The organism is Mesorhizobium sp. L2C084A000 (assembly GCF_000502875.1).
GTDB lineage: Bacteria > Pseudomonadota > Alphaproteobacteria > Rhizobiales > Rhizobiaceae > Mesorhizobium.
The window spans coordinates 1-16,124 of record NZ_AYWX01000019.1 but is presented as its reverse complement, the minus strand read 5'-3'; the positions used below and the strand labels follow the sequence as shown (position 1 = coordinate 16,124).

The following is a 16,124-nucleotide window of genomic DNA, read 5'->3' as shown; positions in this document are numbered from 1 at the left end:
GGATGACGCCCGCCAAAAACCGGCAGTGAAAAGGAGAACACTCATGCGCGCTTTGATCTTCTCAACCCTGCTTGCCGGGCTGACGTGCGGCATCTGCGCAAGTGCCGCTTCGGCGGACGAGGAAAAAATCGTCAACGTCTACAACTGGTCCGACTACATCGCTCCGAACACGGCCGAGAAATTCGAGAAGGAGACGGGCATCAAGGTTCGCTACGATGTCTATGACGGCAACGAGGTGCTTGAAACCAAGCTGCTCACCGGCGGTTCGGGATATGACGTGGTCTACCCTTCAGCCTATCCGTTCCTGAAAAACCAGGTGAAGGCGGGGGCTTTCCTGGAACTCGACACATCGAAGCTTGCCAACCATTCGAAGATCGATCCGCAAGCCTTGGCGCTGATCGCCGGCGCCGACCCACAGAACCTGCATGCCGTGCCCTACATGGCCGTCACCGACGGCATTGGCTACAACGTCGCCGCGGTCAAACAGCGGCTGCCGGACGCGCCGACGGATTCCTTCGCCATGGTCTTCGACGTCGAAATGGTCAAGAAGCTCTCGGATTGCGGCGTGGCCATGATCGATGCGCCGGCCGAAGTCATCCCGATGGCGATGAACTATCTTCACATCGACCCCAAATCGACCAGTCCCGACGACCTCGCCAAGGTCGAGGACCTGATGGGCAAGGTGCGACCCTACATCCGCTATTTCCATTCGTCCAAATACATCAACGACCTCGCCAACGGCGACATCTGCGTGGTGTTGGGCTGGTCGGGCGACATACTCCAGGCAAGGACCCGTGCGGCGGAATCCGTGAAGAAGCTGGAGATCGCCTATTCCATCCCCAGGGAAGGCACGCTCATCAACTTCGATACGATGGCGGTGCCGAAAGATGCGCGTGACGGGGCAATAGAGCAATTCCGGGAAAAGTGCGCAGCGGTTTTTCCGGGAAAGCGCGTAGCGCTTTTAGCGCCGCTCGGAAGCCGTCAATCCCGAGCGACGTCGCGGAGGGTCGCCAGCAGCTCGACCTGGGAGTGCACGCCGAGCTTGCGGTAGATCTGTTTGATGTGGTTGCGGACGGTGCCGGGCGAGACGGCGAGACTTCGCGAAATGGTCTTGGCGTTGCCACCATCGACCAGGTGCCGCGCAATTTCGGCCTCGCGCCTGCTCAGCCGCGAGCGAGCGTCACCGATTGCGGCGCCCTTGTGCCGGAAGCGGCACAGATGAAGCAATCTTTCCAAAATGAGCCTTGTCGCGCTGCTTGCCGCGCAAGCCGTTGCCAGATCCTGCTCGCCAAACGGTTCTGCCCCGTTTCGCCTGAGAAAAGTGACATAGCCAGCGGTCAGCCCGTCGAGATTGAACACACCGGTGATCTCGTCGAAACTGTCGGAAGGGCCGAAGAATTCGCGATAGTAGGGGGTGCGCTGGAAGTCAACATTGCGGAGTGCCGACAGCGGCAACAGGAAATCCTGCCTTGTGCTGGCGAACCTCTGGAAGAAGGGATCCTGGCGATACAGTCGTGCATCGTAGTCGCGGTTCCAGCGATCGGGGCCGGCATCGTCGATGGTCAGGGACGTGATATCGCGACGGTAAAAGCCGACATAGGCGCGGTCGGAGCCAAGCAACTCGCTCGCCGCTGCCGTGAAGCGAGCCGACAATTCTTCGGGAGTCGCGGCAACGGCCGCAGCGGCCACACCGCCGCTCCAGCGTCCAAACTGATCGAGGGAAACATTCGACTGCATTCCGGCTCACACTAGCGCAAGCCGTTGCAAGTTCAAAACAGCCATTTCCTTTGACTTCGACCCTCTCGGCCATACCTATGCGGGAGTCGTTGTCGCGGAGCCATCATGCCGGTCAAGCTGAAACTGATCTGCCTTATCCTGCCGATGCTTGCCGTCCTGGCGCAGCCCGTCCTGGCTGAAACAGCGGAGCGGCCGGCGCCCTCGGGCGGCGTTCTGTCCCTGCTGCCGCCGCCACAGACAACCGACCATTCGATCACGCTGGCCGGAAGCAAGCTGGATTACCAGGCAAAGGCGGCGACACTGTCGCTGCTTTCCGGCAAGGGCGACGTCACGGCGGAGATCTTCTATGTCGCCTACACGCTGGAGCCGCCGGCAAGCGGGGCCAAAGACCCGCAGCGGCCGATCACCTTCGTGTTCAACGGCGGCCCTGGAGCAGCGTCCGCCTATCTGCATATCGGCGCACTCGGTCCACGGATAATCGCGACGGGAGCCGACGGCGAATTCCTGCCGTCACCGCAAAGACTGATCGACAATCCCGACAGCTGGCTCGACATGACCGATCTCGTCTTCGTCGATCCGGTGGGAACCGGCTATAGCCGCGAGGCACCGGGGCAGGACACGCGCGATTTCTGGGGCGTCAACCAGGATGCCAGCTCGATTGGCGCCTTCATCCGGCTCTATCTCGCGCAGAACGGCCGCACCGGGTCGCCGCTGTTCCTTGCCGGTGAAAGCTATGGCGGGTTCCGCGCGGCGCTGCTCGCCAGGACATTGCAGGAAGATATCGGCATCAGTCCGAACGGCATCGTGCTGATCTCCCCGGCGCTGGAGTTCACGCTGGTGCAGCCCGACGAATTCGAGCCGCTGCATTGGGCGCTCGAACTGCCTTCACTGGCGGCGGTGCGCCTGCGCGCCGAAGGCGTCAGCGGCGATGCATTGCGGGAGAAGCTGGCAGACGTCGAACATTATGCGATGGGCGATTACCTCACGGCAATCACCAGCGGACTGGAGCAAGGCAGGCGGCTGGCCAGCCAACGCGTGGCTGACATCACCGGCCTGCCGCTCGACCTGGTGCAGCGGAACTCCGCCCGCATTCCCACCGGCCTGTTCGCAAGGGAGTTCGCCCGCGCCAGCGGCAAGGTGCTCAGCCCCTATGACGCCACGATCGGCACGGCCGACATCGCGCCCGAGAGCGCCCGCATCGCCGGCCCGGATCCGGTGCTCGACCGCAGCGTGCCGGCGCTGACGTCGGCGTTCGTCGGCTATATCAGCGACGAACTGCATTTTCGCACCGATGTCAGCTATCGGCTGCTCAATGGCGAAATCAGTCATAATTGGGACTACGGGACCAGCGCGTCACGGCAAGGCTATGCCGGCGTAATGGATGATCTGCAACGGGCGCGCTCGCTGAACCCTTCGCTGGGCGTCGTGATCGTCAACGGCTACACCGACCTGGTGACACCTTACCTCGCCTCGCGCTACCTGGTGAACCAGATCCCGTCGCTCGCCAATGCCAAGCCTATCCGTCTCGATGTCGTCGAGGGCGGGCACATGATGTATTTCCGATCCGATGGTCGGCGCGCGCTGAAAGAGGCCGCTTCGGAGCTTTACCAGGCGACGCAATAGGCTTGGCGACAGTGCAACTCGCCATGGACCCCTGCCCCAACATAAGCACGGGGCTGGCGTAGCGCCGCAGCGGTTTTCGCCCGTATAGCTTGGTGCCAAGGGAGCTGAATTCACAGTTCCCTTGTGTCGCTCCTCACAGCATTTCTGCCGCTCCGGCAATTTTGGTCCCACGCGCCTTATGGCCGATATCGCCATTCTCGAAACACGCGAGCGGGTTCTTGCAGGCATCCTGCTGACCGGTGCGGCCTATCTGCTGTTTTCGACACAGGATGCTTCGATCAAGCTGTTGGTCGTCGGCATGAGCGTCTGGCAGATCATGTTCTTCCGCAGCATCACCATTCTGGGTGCGTGCGCGGCGATCGGCGGACGACAGTTGTTTGCTGACACGATGCGCTCGCCGATCGTGCGGCCGATGCTGGTGCGCAGTGCCTTCACGCTTGCTGCGTGGCTCTGCTACTACAACGCGGCGCGCAGCCTGCAGCTGGCCGAACTGACCACCGTCTATTACGCGGCCCCAATCATTGTCACCGTGTTTTCGGTGTTCCTGCTCGGCGAAAAGGTGCCGATGCTGCGCTGGCTGGCGGTGCTGATCGGCTTTGCCGGCGTGTTCATCGCTTGCGATCCGACCCATCTCGGCCTGTCCGTGCCGGTGCTGCTGGTGCTGGCGGCCGCCTTCTTGTGGGGCATCGCCATCGTGCTCTTGCGCAAAACCGCCCTTGCCGAGCGCTCGATGATCCAACTCCTGCTCAACAATTTCTATTTTCTGCTGTTTTCGGCGGTGCCGGCGTTGTTGTGGTGGCGGACACCGGACGGGGCTCAGTTGCTGCTCCTTGCCAGCGTCGGCGCACTCGGCGGCCTGGCACAATACCTTCTCTTCGAAGGCATGAAGCGCACACCGGCTTCGGTCCTCGCGCCGCTGGAATACACCTCGCTTTTGTGGGCATTCGCACTCGGCTTTGCGATCTGGGGCGACGTGCCGCGTCGCGAGGTGTTCCTGGGCGCTGCGCTGATCGTCGCCGCCGGCCTGTTGATCGTCGGCACCGAGCATTTCCGCAAACGGCTATGATGTGGATCACCATCACTGCTGACACCACGATGTCAGCACGCAACGACGTAGGCTGGTGGCATGACTGAGATTGCAGCCACCATAGACACCGCCGCGGAGCGTACGCTCGGCATCATCCTGGTGTCATCCTCGGCGGCAGTGTTTGGCCTGACCGGCGTTCTGACCAAGTCGATCCATGCCGACCCGCTGACCATCATCTGCTGGCGTGGCTTTGTCGGCGCGATCCTGATCAGCCTGTATGTGCTGTGGCGGCGTCACCGATCCGGCAATCGCGAAACGCTACGCCTTGGCTGGCGCGGCTGGCTGCTTGCGGTGGAAGGCGCTCTAGCCAGCATTGCCTTCATCTCGGCGTTCAAGTTCACCTTCGTTGCCAATGTCGCTGTCATCTACGCCACCGCGCCCTTCGTCACCGCACTGCTGGCGTGGGTTCTGACACGGGAACCGTTCCGACTGCAGACGATGGTCGCCGCCGCCGTGTCGCTGTGCGGCGTGGCGATCATGGTCTGGTCCGGCTTCGGCACCGGCAATCTGTTCGGCGACGGACTGGCACTGCTGATGACCATCGGCAGCGGCCTCTACATGATCATGGTGCGCGCCTTCCGCGACACGCCCGTGGTGTGGGCCGGTGCGGTTTCGGCCTTCCTGTTGTTCGTGCTCGGCTGGTTCGTCACCGATCCGCTGGCCGTTTCGCCGAGGGATGCCGTTCTGCTCGCCACTTTCGGCGCGTCCTTCGCGCTGTCCTCGACCCTGTGGACGGAGGGCGCGCGGCTCATCCCGCCGGCCGAATCCGGGCTGCTCGGTTCAGCCGAAGTGCCGTTCGCGATCCTGTTTGCCTTCCTGTTCCTGGGCGAGATTGCCCCAGCCGCCAGCATGATCGGCGGCGTCATCGTGTTGTGTGCGGTGTTTGCCCATGCGGGGCGGGATTGGCTGATGGCCCGCTCGCAACGCTTAGCATCAAATATTTCTTAAAAAAGTGACGCGGTCACGGAACCATCATCCGGGTCAGGCATTATTGCTGCGACGGGCCATCCCCAAGTCCCCCCAAACCCCTCGGCCCGTCCTACTCCAAGCCGACCGTAAGGTCGGCTTTTTCTTCATTCAACCGCCCGACAGGGCAAGGTTACCGCCGAGCAGGGCCGCCAGATCGCCCGCCGGACCATCGGCGCCAGCGCGCAGCCGGATGGCGAACTCAGCCATTGGAACCTGTGGCAGGCCAAGCTCGCGCGGTGCCTCGACAATGCCGGAATGGGCAAAGCGGGCCGTTCGCAGCGTCAGCGCGACACCGGCGTTCACCGCCGTGCGCAGGCCGGCCAGGCTGGCGCTGCCGGCAGCAATATGATAGCGGCGGCCGGCAGCATCGAGTGCGGCAAGTGCTGCTTCGCGAAAACCGCAATATGGGTCGAGCAGCGCCAGCGGCAGTTCCTCCTGCCGCGTGGCCAGCCCCTTTTGTGAGCATAGCCATATCATCGGCTCGCGCAGCACACCGACTTCGTCCGGCGCTGCCGCCTGGCGCATGACGATCGCCAGATCGAGGCCGCCAGACTGCAGCGCCTGCGCCAGTTCGGCGGAGCGGCCGACCCGCAGTTCGATCCTGACGCGCCGATGGCTGCCGGCGAAGGCACGCAGCAGATCCGGCAGGCCGCTGTCGGCGAAATCCTGTGTCGTGCCGATGGCGACGCGTCCGGCAGCGCGGGCGCCCTTAAGCGCCAGCCATGCCTCGCGATGGGCGGCAAGGATCCGCCTAGCATGGCCGACGAGGTCTTCGCCTGCAGGGGTCAAGCCGCGCCCTCGCCCTTGCGGCGCCAGCAGCGGCTCGCCGACGATTTCCTGCAGCCGCTGCATCTGGGCGGTCACCGCCGAGGGCGAACGTGCGACGCTTGCAGCCGCCTTGGCCAGTGAGCCGCTGTCGACGAAAGCTAGGAAGGTTCGGAGCAGATCGGGATCCAGCGTTTCCATACTTCGATCTTATCGAATCTTCAGTTAAAAACAATTCGATTTTTTTGATCGAAAGATGGTGGCATGGTTGTTTCAACGGCGATCGGACGCCGCTCAAGCCAAGGAGAAGAAAAATGCCCATCATCAACATCAGCGTCACCGGCAAACCTGACGCGGCTCTTTCCGCTCGCATCGCAAAGGAGGCCACCGAAATCACCGCGACGCAGCTGCGCAAGGACCCGACGATCACGGCAGTTGCCGTGTCCTACGTCGATCCGCAGCACTGGTTCGCCAGCGGCATGTCGCTGGCCGAGCACGGCACCAACACGTTCTGGCTTGATATCAAGGTGGTCGACGGCACCAATACCAAGCTTGAACTGGAGGCCTATCTGAAGGCGATCTTCGCAGCCTTCGGCCGTCTGCTGGGCGGCGTGCATGAGGAGAGCTACGCCTTCGTGCATGAAGTGCCGGCAGCCGCTTATGGCTATGGCGGCAAGACGCAGGAATTTCGTTTCATCAGTGGACGGCTGCAGGCGGCGTGAGAAGCAGCTTCCCGCACCAAGGGAAGCAAAAGCTCCGCATTGACCTTGCTCCCACATCGTCTAGGTTCTGGCCGACACGGCCGCAAAGAGCCGAGATGCTAAAAAACGTTGGGAGAGACGCGGCATGATCCTGACACTGGCGCTGCTTGCGGGTCTTGTTCTGGCCTGGCTGCTGATCGGCGTGGCGGAAAAATTCCGCCTCGGCCTGCGCTTCACCCAGGCGCTGCTCTATGTGCCGTTCAAGCTCGCCTACCGGATCGGAGACAGCCGCATCCGGGTCGCCCGCAAGGCGCAGGCTCCAGTCATCTACGTCATCTCGCATCAATCGCGCTTCGAGCCGGCGCTGATGCTGTCGCTGCTGCCGGAAGACACGCTGCATATTCTCGATGAGGTCTCGGCGCGCTCGCCGTGGCTCGAACCTTGGCGCGAGCTTGGCCGTACCATCGCCTTCAACGCCGAACATGTCTTCGTCAGCCGCCGGCTGGTGCGCGTGCTCAAAGGCAAGGGCCGGCTCGCCGTCTATCTGCCGGATGCGGTCGAGCCCGACGTCAAGACGTTTCGGTTGTTTCGTGCCGTCACCCGCATCGCCATGCAGGCCGATGCCAAAATCGTGCCGATCTTCGTCGGCGGCGCGCGCAGCCTGCCGGTGTCGCTGACGCCCGCGGACAAGGCGCCACGACACTGGTTTCCGCAGCTGTCGATCAGCGTGCTGGAGCCGATGACCATCGCCGAACTGGTGGCGCGCAACCCCGAGCAGGCCTCGAACACCAACGCGCTGTTCGACCGTGTCGCCGAGGCGCGGCTCTTCGGCACCAACCTCGATCGTGGCCTTTTCCTGGCCATGCGCGATGCCGCCGACCGCGTCGGCGCTTCGCACACGATCATAGAAGACGTCATCTCGGGTGCGTTGAGCTACCGCAAGATGTTCATCGGCGCCCGCGTCCTGGGCAGGCGCTTCGAGGCCGTCACGGCGCCGGGCGAAGCGGTCGGTGTGATGCTGCCCAACGCCAATGGCGTCGTGCTGTCGCTCACCGGCCTTCTGTCGGCCGGCCGGGTGGCGGCGATGATCAACTATACGGCCGGGCCGGCGAGCGTCACCGCGGCCGTGCGCACGGCGGTGATAAGGACCGTGATTTCGTCCCGCGCGTTCGTCGAGAAGGCCGACCTTGCCGATATCGTCGCGGCGATCGAAAAGGGCGGCGCCAGGCTTCTCTGGCTCGAGGATGTGCGGGCCAGCGTCACCGCGCTGGACAAGCTTGCCGCCGCCTTGCTGTGGCGCTGGCCACTGCAGCGGCAGGATGCGGCCAAGCCGGCCGTGATCCTGTTTACCTCGGGCTCGGAAGGCACGCCGAAGGCGGTCGTGCTGTCGCACAAGAACCTTTACGCCAACGCCATGCAGGCCGAGGCGCGGATCACCATCTCGCCTGCCGACATCCTGCTCAACGTGCTGCCGGTGTTCCACTCCTTCGGCCTAACGGGCGGCACCATCCTACCGCTGGTCACCGGGGTAAAGCTGTTCCTCTACCCCTCGCCGCTGCACTACAAGATCATCCCCGAGGTTGCGCGCAAGGTAAAACCGACCATCATGTTCGGCACCGACACATTCCTCGCCAACTATGCGCGCACCGCCAAGGACGGCGATTTTTCCAGCCTGCGCTTCGTCGTCGCCGGCGCCGAGGCGGTGAAGCCGGAAACCCGCCGCGTCTATCGCGAGCGCTTCCAGGCCGAGATCATCGAAGGGTTCGGGCTGACCGAGGCGGCACCGGTGGTTGCCGTCAACACGGCAATCCATGGCCGCGATGGCACGGTCGGCCGGCTGCTGCCGGCCATGCGCATGAAGCTGGAGCCGGTCGAGGGCATCTCCGACGCCGGCCAATTGTGGCTCGACGGACCGAATCTGATGATGGGCTACATGACGTCGGACCGCCCCGGCGAGCTGCAGCCGCTGACCGGCTGGCACGACACCGGCGACATCGTTGCCGTCGACCGCGAAGGCTTCATCACCATTCGCGGACGCGCCAAGCGCTTCGCCAAGATCGCCGGCGAGATGGTGTCGCTGGGTGCGGTGGAGATGCTGGTGCAGTCGCTGTGGCCGGAAGAGCACCACGCGGCTGTGGCCGTGCCTGACAAGAGGCGCGGCGAGCGCATCGTGCTGGTCACCACCGCCGACGACGCCAACCCCGACGACTTGCGCAGGTTCGGCAAACAGGCCGGTGCCGCCGAACTGATGGTGCCCAACGACATCGTCAAGGTGGAGGAAATCCCGGTGCTGGGTTCCGGCAAGACTGATTATGTGTCGACGAGGAAACTGGCGATCGACAGGCTGGGGCTCGGCGTCGCGGCCTGAGTCAGATCAAGCACTTCCGCCGACCTTCTAACCTATATCCGAAGGCGGCACCTTCTCGCCCTCCAGCTTGGCGCGCTTCGAATAGGCGCGCACGCTGAACGGTAGGAAGATCAGGTAGCCGGCAACCGAAGCGGTCAGCGTGTACCAGGGGTAGGTCATCAGCAGGAGTACGTAGAGCACGACACCCAGGATGATCGGCAACACCCTGTCGCCCGGGATTTTCAGGCTCTTGCCGGAATAGACAGGCAGCCGGCTGACCAGCAGGAAAGCGACCAGGATGGTGAAGCCGGTGGCGACGAAGGCTGCTGGACGACTGGGCTCCAGACCTGTGCGCAGGAAATAGAGATAAAGCGGCAGCATCACCAGCACGGCGCCAGCCGGCGCCGGCACGCCGACGAAATATTCGGACTGCCATATGGGGCGATCCGCCTTCTCGTCATCGAGCACGTTGAAACGGGCGAGGCGTAGCCCGCAGGCGATGGCGAACAGCAGTGCCGCGATCCAGCCCGGCGAACCGGCGCGGTCGAGCAGGAAGGCATAGAGCACCAGAGCCGGCGCCACGCCGAAATTGACGATGTCGGCCAGCGAATCCATCTGCGCGCCGAATTTGGAGGTCGCCTTCAACATCCGCGCCAAGCGGCCGTCGATGCCGTCGAGGAAGGCTGCAAGCAGCACCATCACCACCGCCGGCTCGAAGCGGCCTTCGAAGCCGAAGCGGATGCCGGACAGGCCGGCGCAAATGGCGAGCACGGTGACCAGATTGGGCAGCACCATGCGCATCGGGATTTCGCGGATGCGCGGACCGCCGCTGGCATGAGCCTCGAACTTTTTGTATTGCGTGCCCACCGGTCAGGAAACCCGAACAAGAGGCGTGCCGGCAACACCGCCGAATTCGGCCAGCACGGTTTCGCCGCCAACCGCCGTCTGGCCGACGGCAACGCGCGGCGTCGCGGTCAGGGGCAGGAACACATCGACACGCGAGCCGAAGCGGATCAGGCCGAAACGCTCGCCAGTGCCGATCGAGCCGCCGGCCTGGGCCCAGCAGACGATGCGGCGCGCCACCAGGCCGGCGATCTGGACGGCCGCGACCGTGCCATTGGGGCTCTCGATGACCAGGCCGTTGCGCTCGTTCTCGGTGCTGGCCTTGTCGAGTTCGGCATTGAGGAATTTGCCCGGCCGGTGCTCGATTTTCGCAATACGGCCGCGCACCGGGGCGCGATTCACATGGCAGGAAAAGACGTTCATGAACACCGAGATGCGGGTCATCTCGGCATTGCCGAGGCCGAGTTCGCGCGGTGGCACGGCGGGTCCGACCGCCGAGATGATGCCGTCGGCCGGGCTGACCACCAGGCGGTCGTCGACCGGCGTGACGCGCTCGGGATCGCGAAAGAAATAGACGCACCAGGCCGTCAGTATCAGACCGATCCAGAACAGGATCGAGGAGAAATAACCGAGGAAAAGCGTCGCCGCGCCAAAGGCTGCGATGAAGGGATAGCCCTCGCGATGGATCGGTACGAACGCGTTCTTGACCGTATCGACAAGGCTCATCGGTAATAAACAGGCTCCGTTTCAAGTCCGGCCTCAATAGCCGAAAGCCCCCCTCGCCGCAACGCAACAATAGGGAAGGCCGTATTGGGTGCGCCGGCAGGGGTCGCGATCCGCTTGCTAGGTCGGTGTCGTTGTCGGCAGAATTCGGGACACCGACGGTTCAAGGCGCCGGAAAAGGTTGCCCGTCCATGATCCCAAATCCGAAGGCTTCTGAAGCCCGCACCGGCCAGGTGCTCAGCGTCGAAGCGCCGGCACCTGGCATCGGCTGGCGGTAGCAGCCTTGCTACAGCCCGGGAACCCTCTGATAGTTGGCGATGTCGGCGCGAACGCCGAGCCGGGCGATCGTCTCCTGCGGGTTGAAGGCGATGCGCTCGTGCGCGGCCTTAACGATCGGCACGACGTTGTCGACGGCCGCCTGGCTCTCCCATTCGACGATGGTGACGAGGTTGAATTCGCCTGGGCCCGAGAATTGCTCGAGCAGGAAATCCTGCACAAAGCCTTGTTGCAGGCGCAGCAATTCATGCGTCGTCCGGACCTTGGCGAGTATCTCCTTGCGAGCGGCGGCCGGGACGACGAATTTGTCCACCCTGAACACGCTGCCCCCGTCAACAGTCTGATTTGTCTCGCTCATTCGATTGCTCCGTTTTTTAAACACGCTAGTTGGCGGGCTCCAAGAACGGCCTACGATCTCAACTTAAGTTGAGGTCAAGCGGAAATTTTCTATTTTCCCCTCGTTGGAGAAGGAACGGTGTCAATTCACCTCCGACGTTCGTCGACGAACGACAACGCCAAGCTCGTCGCCCTCGCGGGCGATGCGTAGGCGCTCCTCGGCCTCGGTCGCCTCGCGCTGGCGGTCCCACATCGAGGCGTAGAGGCCATGCTTGCGCATCAGCTCGGCATGGGTGCCGCGCTCGGCGATCTGGCCGTCCTGCAGCACGATGATCTCATCAGCGGTAATCACCGTCGACAGGCGGTGGGCGATGACGATGGTGGTGCGGCCACGGCTGACCAGATCGAGCGCGGCCTGGATTTCCTGTTCGGTGTGGCTGTCGAGCGCCGAGGTCGCTTCGTCGAGCATCAGGATCGGCGGCGCCTTCAGGATGGTGCGGGCGATCGCCACGCGCTGCTTCTCGCCGCCCGAAAGTTTTAGCCCGCGTTCGCCGACCATCGACTTGTAACCGTCAGGCAATCGCTCGATGAACGGGCCGATCTGGGCGAGTTCGGCGGCCTTCTGCATATCCTCCTCGCTGGCGCCGATGCGGCCATAGCGGATGTTGTAGGCGATGGTGTCGTTGAACAGTACGGTGTCCTGCGGCACCATGCCGATCGCTCCGCGCAGGCTCTCCTGCGTCACGTCCCTGATATCCTGGCCGTCGATCAGCACCTGGCCGGACTGGACGTCGTAGAAGCGGAACAGAAGCCGCGAGATGGTCGACTTGCCGGCGCCCGAGGGCCCGACAATGGCCACGGTCTTGCCGGCCGGCACCTCGAAGCTGATGCCCTTCAGGATCTTGCGGTTGGGGTCATAGGAAAAATGCACGTCGCGGAACTCGACCTTGCCGGCGCTGACAGTAAGTGGCTTCGCGTCCGGCTTGTCGACGATCTCCTGCGGCACATCCAGAAGGTCGAACATCTGCTCGATGTCGGTCAGCCCCTGGCGGATTTCGCGGTAGATGAAGCCGATGAAATTGAGCGGCACCGACAGCTGCATCAGCATGGCATTGATGAAGACGAAGTCGCCGACCGTCTGCGTGCCGGCCTGCACTTCCAGCGCCGACATGCACATGACGATGACGGTGCCGAGGCCAAAGATGATGCCTTGGCCGAAGTTCAGCCAGCCGAGCGAGGTCCAGATCCGGGTCGCTGCGACCTCGTAGCGTGCCATCGAGCGGTCGAAGCGCTCGGCTTCCATGCCCTCATTGTTGAAATATTTCACCGTCTCGTAATTGAGCAACGAGTCGATTGCCTTGGTGTTGGCATCGGTGTCGCTGTCGTTCATGTCGCGGCGGATCGAGATGCGCCAGTCGCTGGCGCGGACCGTGAACCAGACATAGACCCAGACGGTGACCGCGACGACGACTACGTATTTCCAGCCATAGGTGTAGGCGAAGATGCCGGTGGTCAGCGCGAATTCGAGGATGGTCGGCGCCGTGTTGAGCATGATGAAGCGCACGATCGTCTCGATACCCTTGGTGCCGCGCTCGATGATGCGCGACAGGCCGCCGGTGCGGCGCTCGAGATGGAAGCGCAGCGACAGTTGGTGCATGTGGACGAAGGTGCGGAAGGCGAGCTGGCGCACCGCGTATTGGCCGACACGGGCAAACAAGGCGTCGCGCAATTGATTGAAGCCAAGTTGCACCAGGCGCACGACATTGTAGGCAACGACCAGCATGACCGGCGCCAGCAGAAAACTCGGCAGCGGCGGCACCGATTTGGCGTCGCCGGCCAGCGCGTCGGTCGCCCATTTGAAAAAATAGGGACCGGCGACCAGCGTCAGCTTGGCGACGACCAACAGAAGCGTCGCCCATGTGACCCGGGCTCTCAGATCGGCGCGATCCGCCGGCCACATATAGGGCCACAAATTGAGCAGCGTCTTGAAGGTCGAGGAGTCGGAGACGGTTTTTTCGGCCATTTCTTGTGCCTTCTTCTTATGTCTTTTTGACCATGATCTCGTCCGAGAACCGGGCTCCACTTTTCGGGATCATGGTCTAGCGGCCGGAGCAGCAGGAATTGACGAGCGCGGCCACCGACGCGGAAACATCGGCAAGTGCGGCACGATCGACCTCGTAGCGCGAGCGCTGACGGTCGGGTTCGAACCGGACCAGCCCGGCTTCGACCAGTATCTTCAAATGTTGTGACACAGTGGACTGCGCCAGATCGAAACGGTCGACAACCTCGCGGCAGCAGCAGGAGTTGCTTGCGGACAGGTATTTCAGGATTTCGATCCGAGCCGGGTGCGAAAGTGCTGCCAGCCGGGTGGCAACGGCTCGGCTGTCCGGGGCGCAGCCAGGCATACCTATTTCAGCTAGGGATTCGCTCATCGTCCATCGGCGATAAACGATGGTCGACGCTGCTGCAAGCTACTCTTCTGGGCAGAGCAGATAGCGGCTAACGCTTTGGACTGGACTTCTCGATCCCCGGGATGCCGGCAATCCGCTCAGCCAGGAAGTCGACCATCAGGCGGACCCTTGCAACGCCCGCGCGCTCCGGGACGATCAGCATGTTCAAAGGGGCGGACGGCAGTGAATAATCATCCAGTATCGTCTCGAGCAGGCCCGCCGCCAAAAGATCGTCGACAAGCCATCGGTGAGCCGGTGCGACCCCTCGACCCGCGAGCAAAGCCTCGCGCGCGGCAAGCCCATGGTCGACACGCAGGCGCCCCGCGAAAGGCACCATATGGCGCTCGCCTCCGGCGCCCTGCAAGGCAAGAGTTTCACTCCCCGCCACGTTCGACATCCGGATACCCTCATGTCCAGACAGATCCGACGGGATAGCCGGTCTGCCTCGCTGCGCCAGATAATCCGGCGATGCCACGAGCAGGCGCCGTGACAGGCCGAGGGCCCGCAGCCTCAATGAGCTGTCGGTGAGCGGCCCCAACCGAAGCGCGATGTCGACACCTTCCCTGACGAGGTCGACACGCTCATCGCTGAGGCTGAGGTCAACGCCGATGTCGGGATATCGGTCCTGAAAGTCGAAGATGAGTCGGCTGGTGTGCAAGACCCCGAAAGCGGCAGTACAGGATATCCGGACGGTGCCGGCCGGCGCGCCACGTGCGCCCCGCGCTTCGTCGCCGGCCTGCTCGACAAGGCGCAGGATCTGGACGCTGTTGGCATAGTAGCGGCTGCCCTCGTCGGTCAGCGTGACCCGCCGGGTGGTCCTGCTGAGCAAAGGCGCACCCACTGCCTCTTCGAGTTCCTGCAGATGCCGCGTGACCGTCGATTGTCCGATACCCAGTTCACCGGCAACCAAGGACAGATTGCCCCGTTCCGCGACGCGAACGAAGGTGCGCATGCGTTCGAGGGTGATGTCCGATTTATCCACTATTCGGCACAATCTTATGCATTACGAATATATAGCGGATTGCGTCGATATTGCCTAGCTAAGGGACCAGTTTTTCAATCCCCGGAGTCCCCCGCATGAAAATCCTACTTGTCTTCGCACATCCCGAATCCCGCTCGCTCAACGGCGCGCTCCGCGACGTCGCCATCAGAGAACTCGAGGCACAAGGCCACGAAGTGCGGGTGACGGACCTCTACGCCCAGGGTTGGAAATCAGCGGTTGATCGGGCCGACTTTCCGGTTTTGGCGCCGGGCGCGCGGCTGATGCCTGCCGCAGCGTCAAAAAAGTCTTTCGAGGCCGACGCGCTGACAGAGGACGTCAAGGCCGAGATCGCAAAGCTGCTATGGGCGGATGCCCTGATTCTCCAATTTCCGCTCTGGTGGTTTGCCATGCCGGCGATCCTCAAGGGCTGGGTCGACAGGGTCTTTGCCTACGGCTTCGCTTACGGCGTGGGCGAACATAGCGACAAACGATGGGGCGACCGCTACGGCGAGGGAACCTTGATGGGCAAGCGCGCAATGTTGATCGTGACCGCCGGCGGCTGGGAGGAGCACTATGCCCCTCGCGGCGTCAACGGACCAATTGATGATCTGCTGTTCCCGATCAACCACGGGATCCTCTACTACCCGGGCTACGACGTCCTTCCGCCATTCGTCGTCTACAGCGTCGACCGCTTCGGTGAAGCCGACTTCGAACCCACCGCCGAGCGCCTGCGCGAGAGGATGAGAACGCTCGCGACCACGCAACCCATCCCCTATCGCCGGCAGAATGGCGGCGACTATTTGATTCCGAGCATGAAACTACGCCCCGACCTGGGGGATCCGAACATGATCGGATTCAAACTGCACCTGAGCGGCTCAGCACACCAGTAGATTTCGACCTGGACGGCCTTGGATCTAGTTGGTCTTGGCCGGCGCTGTCGTTGCCTGCTCGCCCATCGTCTTGAGGTCGGCTGCCTCGCCTTCCTTCGACTTTTCCGGGACCTTGAACACCTGCCCCGGCCAGATGCGGTCGGGATCACTGATCTGGTCCTGGTTGGCGAGGTAGATGGTCGAGAAGCGTACGCCATGGCCGTAGACGCGCCGCGAGATCCGCCACAGCGTATCGTTGCGGCGGATGATGACGGCGCCGTCGGCATGTTCGAGCTTGGGCGCCACGGTCTCGGGCACATCGCTTGGCGGCGTCGCCTCCGCCACAACGGCCGGAGCCTCGGTGGCGGGAGCAGGCGTCGTGGCCGGGGCCGTCCCGGCCGCGGCCGGCGCCTCGG

16 protein-coding genes are annotated in these 16,124 nt (G+C 63.2%); 7 read left to right on the top strand and 9 right to left on the bottom strand.

The window, feature by feature from the left end; translation table 11 throughout:
* The first annotated feature begins 43 nt into the window (after positions 1–43).
* The gene (locus tag X735_RS139010; protein WP_023813742.1) at positions 44–1,051 is read left to right on the top strand and encodes an extracellular solute-binding protein; all 1,008 of its coding nucleotides are present in this window, start codon (positions 44–46) and stop codon (positions 1,049–1,051) included.
* On the opposite strand, the gene X735_RS139015 is transcribed toward X735_RS139010, so the two are convergent.
* Positions 982–1,689, bottom strand: a complete 708-nt coding sequence (locus tag X735_RS139015) for a LuxR family transcriptional regulator (RefSeq protein WP_245273298.1) — start codon at positions 1,687–1,689, stop codon at positions 982–984. The two genes, X735_RS139010 and X735_RS139015, sit on opposite strands and share 70 nt — an antisense overlap.
* A gap of 153 nt (positions 1,690–1,842) precedes the next feature.
* On the opposite strand from X735_RS139015, the gene X735_RS139020 reads away from it, so the two are divergent.
* From X735_RS139020 to X735_RS139030, 3 genes are all read left to right on the top strand, one after another.
* Entirely contained in the window at positions 1,843–3,360 is a 1,518-nt protein-coding gene (locus tag X735_RS139020) for an alpha/beta hydrolase (RefSeq protein ID WP_023813740.1), read from the top strand.
* 178 nt (positions 3,361–3,538) lie between these two features.
* Positions 3,539–4,426, top strand: coding sequence for a DMT family transporter (locus X735_RS139025; protein WP_023813739.1), 888 nt, complete (start codon positions 3,539–3,541; stop codon positions 4,424–4,426).
* A 60-nt stretch (positions 4,427–4,486) separates the two neighbouring features.
* The gene (locus X735_RS139030) at positions 4,487–5,395 is read left to right on the top strand and encodes a DMT family transporter (RefSeq protein WP_023813738.1); all 909 of its coding nucleotides are present in this window, start codon (positions 4,487–4,489) and stop codon (positions 5,393–5,395) included.
* A gap of 129 nt (positions 5,396–5,524) precedes the next feature.
* Here X735_RS139030 and X735_RS139035 read toward each other — a convergent pair whose 3' ends face one another.
* Positions 5,525–6,382 (bottom strand): LysR substrate-binding domain-containing protein, encoded by an 858-nt coding sequence (locus X735_RS139035; RefSeq protein ID WP_023813737.1) that lies wholly within the window; start codon positions 6,380–6,382, stop codon positions 5,525–5,527.
* 113 nt (positions 6,383–6,495) lie between these two features.
* On the opposite strand from X735_RS139035, the gene X735_RS139040 reads away from it, so the two are divergent.
* Together X735_RS139040 and X735_RS139045 are read left to right on the top strand one after the other, a co-directional pair.
* Entirely contained in the window at positions 6,496–6,903 is a 408-nt protein-coding gene (locus tag X735_RS139040; protein ID WP_023813736.1) for a 4-oxalocrotonate tautomerase family protein, read from the top strand.
* Between the two features lie 124 nt (positions 6,904–7,027).
* Positions 7,028–9,250 carry an AMP-binding protein gene (locus X735_RS139045; protein WP_023813735.1) on the top strand — a complete coding sequence of 741 codons (2,223 nt, stop codon included), beginning with the start codon at positions 7,028–7,030 and terminating at the stop codon, positions 9,248–9,250.
* 27 nt (positions 9,251–9,277) lie between these two features.
* Here the strand turns inward: X735_RS139045 and X735_RS139050 are convergent, their stop codons facing one another.
* The 6 genes from X735_RS139050 to X735_RS139075 all read right to left on the bottom strand — a co-directional run bounded on the left by X735_RS139050 (position 9,278) and on the right by X735_RS139075 (position 14,839).
* A complete protein-coding gene (locus X735_RS139050; RefSeq protein WP_224621703.1) occupies positions 9,278–10,024 on the bottom strand; it encodes a phosphatidylcholine/phosphatidylserine synthase in 747 nt (248 codons plus the stop codon).
* 75 nt (positions 10,025–10,099) lie between these two features.
* Entirely contained in the window at positions 10,100–10,798 is a 699-nt protein-coding gene (locus tag X735_RS139055; RefSeq protein WP_023813734.1) for a phosphatidylserine decarboxylase, read from the bottom strand.
* A gap of 283 nt (positions 10,799–11,081) precedes the next feature.
* The gene (locus X735_RS139060) at positions 11,082–11,429 is read right to left on the bottom strand and encodes a hypothetical protein (RefSeq protein WP_023813733.1); all 348 of its coding nucleotides are present in this window, start codon (positions 11,427–11,429) and stop codon (positions 11,082–11,084) included.
* A 120-nt stretch (positions 11,430–11,549) separates the two neighbouring features.
* The gene (locus X735_RS139065; protein ID WP_023813732.1) at positions 11,550–13,430 is read right to left on the bottom strand and encodes an ABC transporter ATP-binding protein/permease; all 1,881 of its coding nucleotides are present in this window, start codon (positions 13,428–13,430) and stop codon (positions 11,550–11,552) included.
* A 76-nt stretch (positions 13,431–13,506) separates the two neighbouring features.
* Entirely contained in the window at positions 13,507–13,812 is a 306-nt protein-coding gene (locus tag X735_RS139070; protein ID WP_023813731.1) for a metalloregulator ArsR/SmtB family transcription factor, read from the bottom strand.
* A gap of 94 nt (positions 13,813–13,906) precedes the next feature.
* The gene (locus X735_RS139075; protein ID WP_031213735.1) at positions 13,907–14,839 is read right to left on the bottom strand and encodes a LysR family transcriptional regulator; all 933 of its coding nucleotides are present in this window, start codon (positions 14,837–14,839) and stop codon (positions 13,907–13,909) included.
* A 95-nt stretch (positions 14,840–14,934) separates the two neighbouring features.
* Here X735_RS139075 and X735_RS139080 point away from each other — a divergent pair, with 95 nt between their 5' ends.
* Positions 14,935–15,729: an NAD(P)H-dependent oxidoreductase gene (locus tag X735_RS139080; RefSeq protein ID WP_023813729.1), complete on the top strand. Its 795-nt coding sequence runs from the start codon at positions 14,935–14,937 to the stop codon at positions 15,727–15,729.
* A gap of 24 nt (positions 15,730–15,753) precedes the next feature.
* Here the strand turns inward: X735_RS139080 and X735_RS0135125 are convergent.
* Positions 15,754–16,124 (bottom strand): LysM peptidoglycan-binding domain-containing protein (locus X735_RS0135125; protein WP_031213734.1); only part of this gene is annotated, 371 nt, incomplete at its 5' end.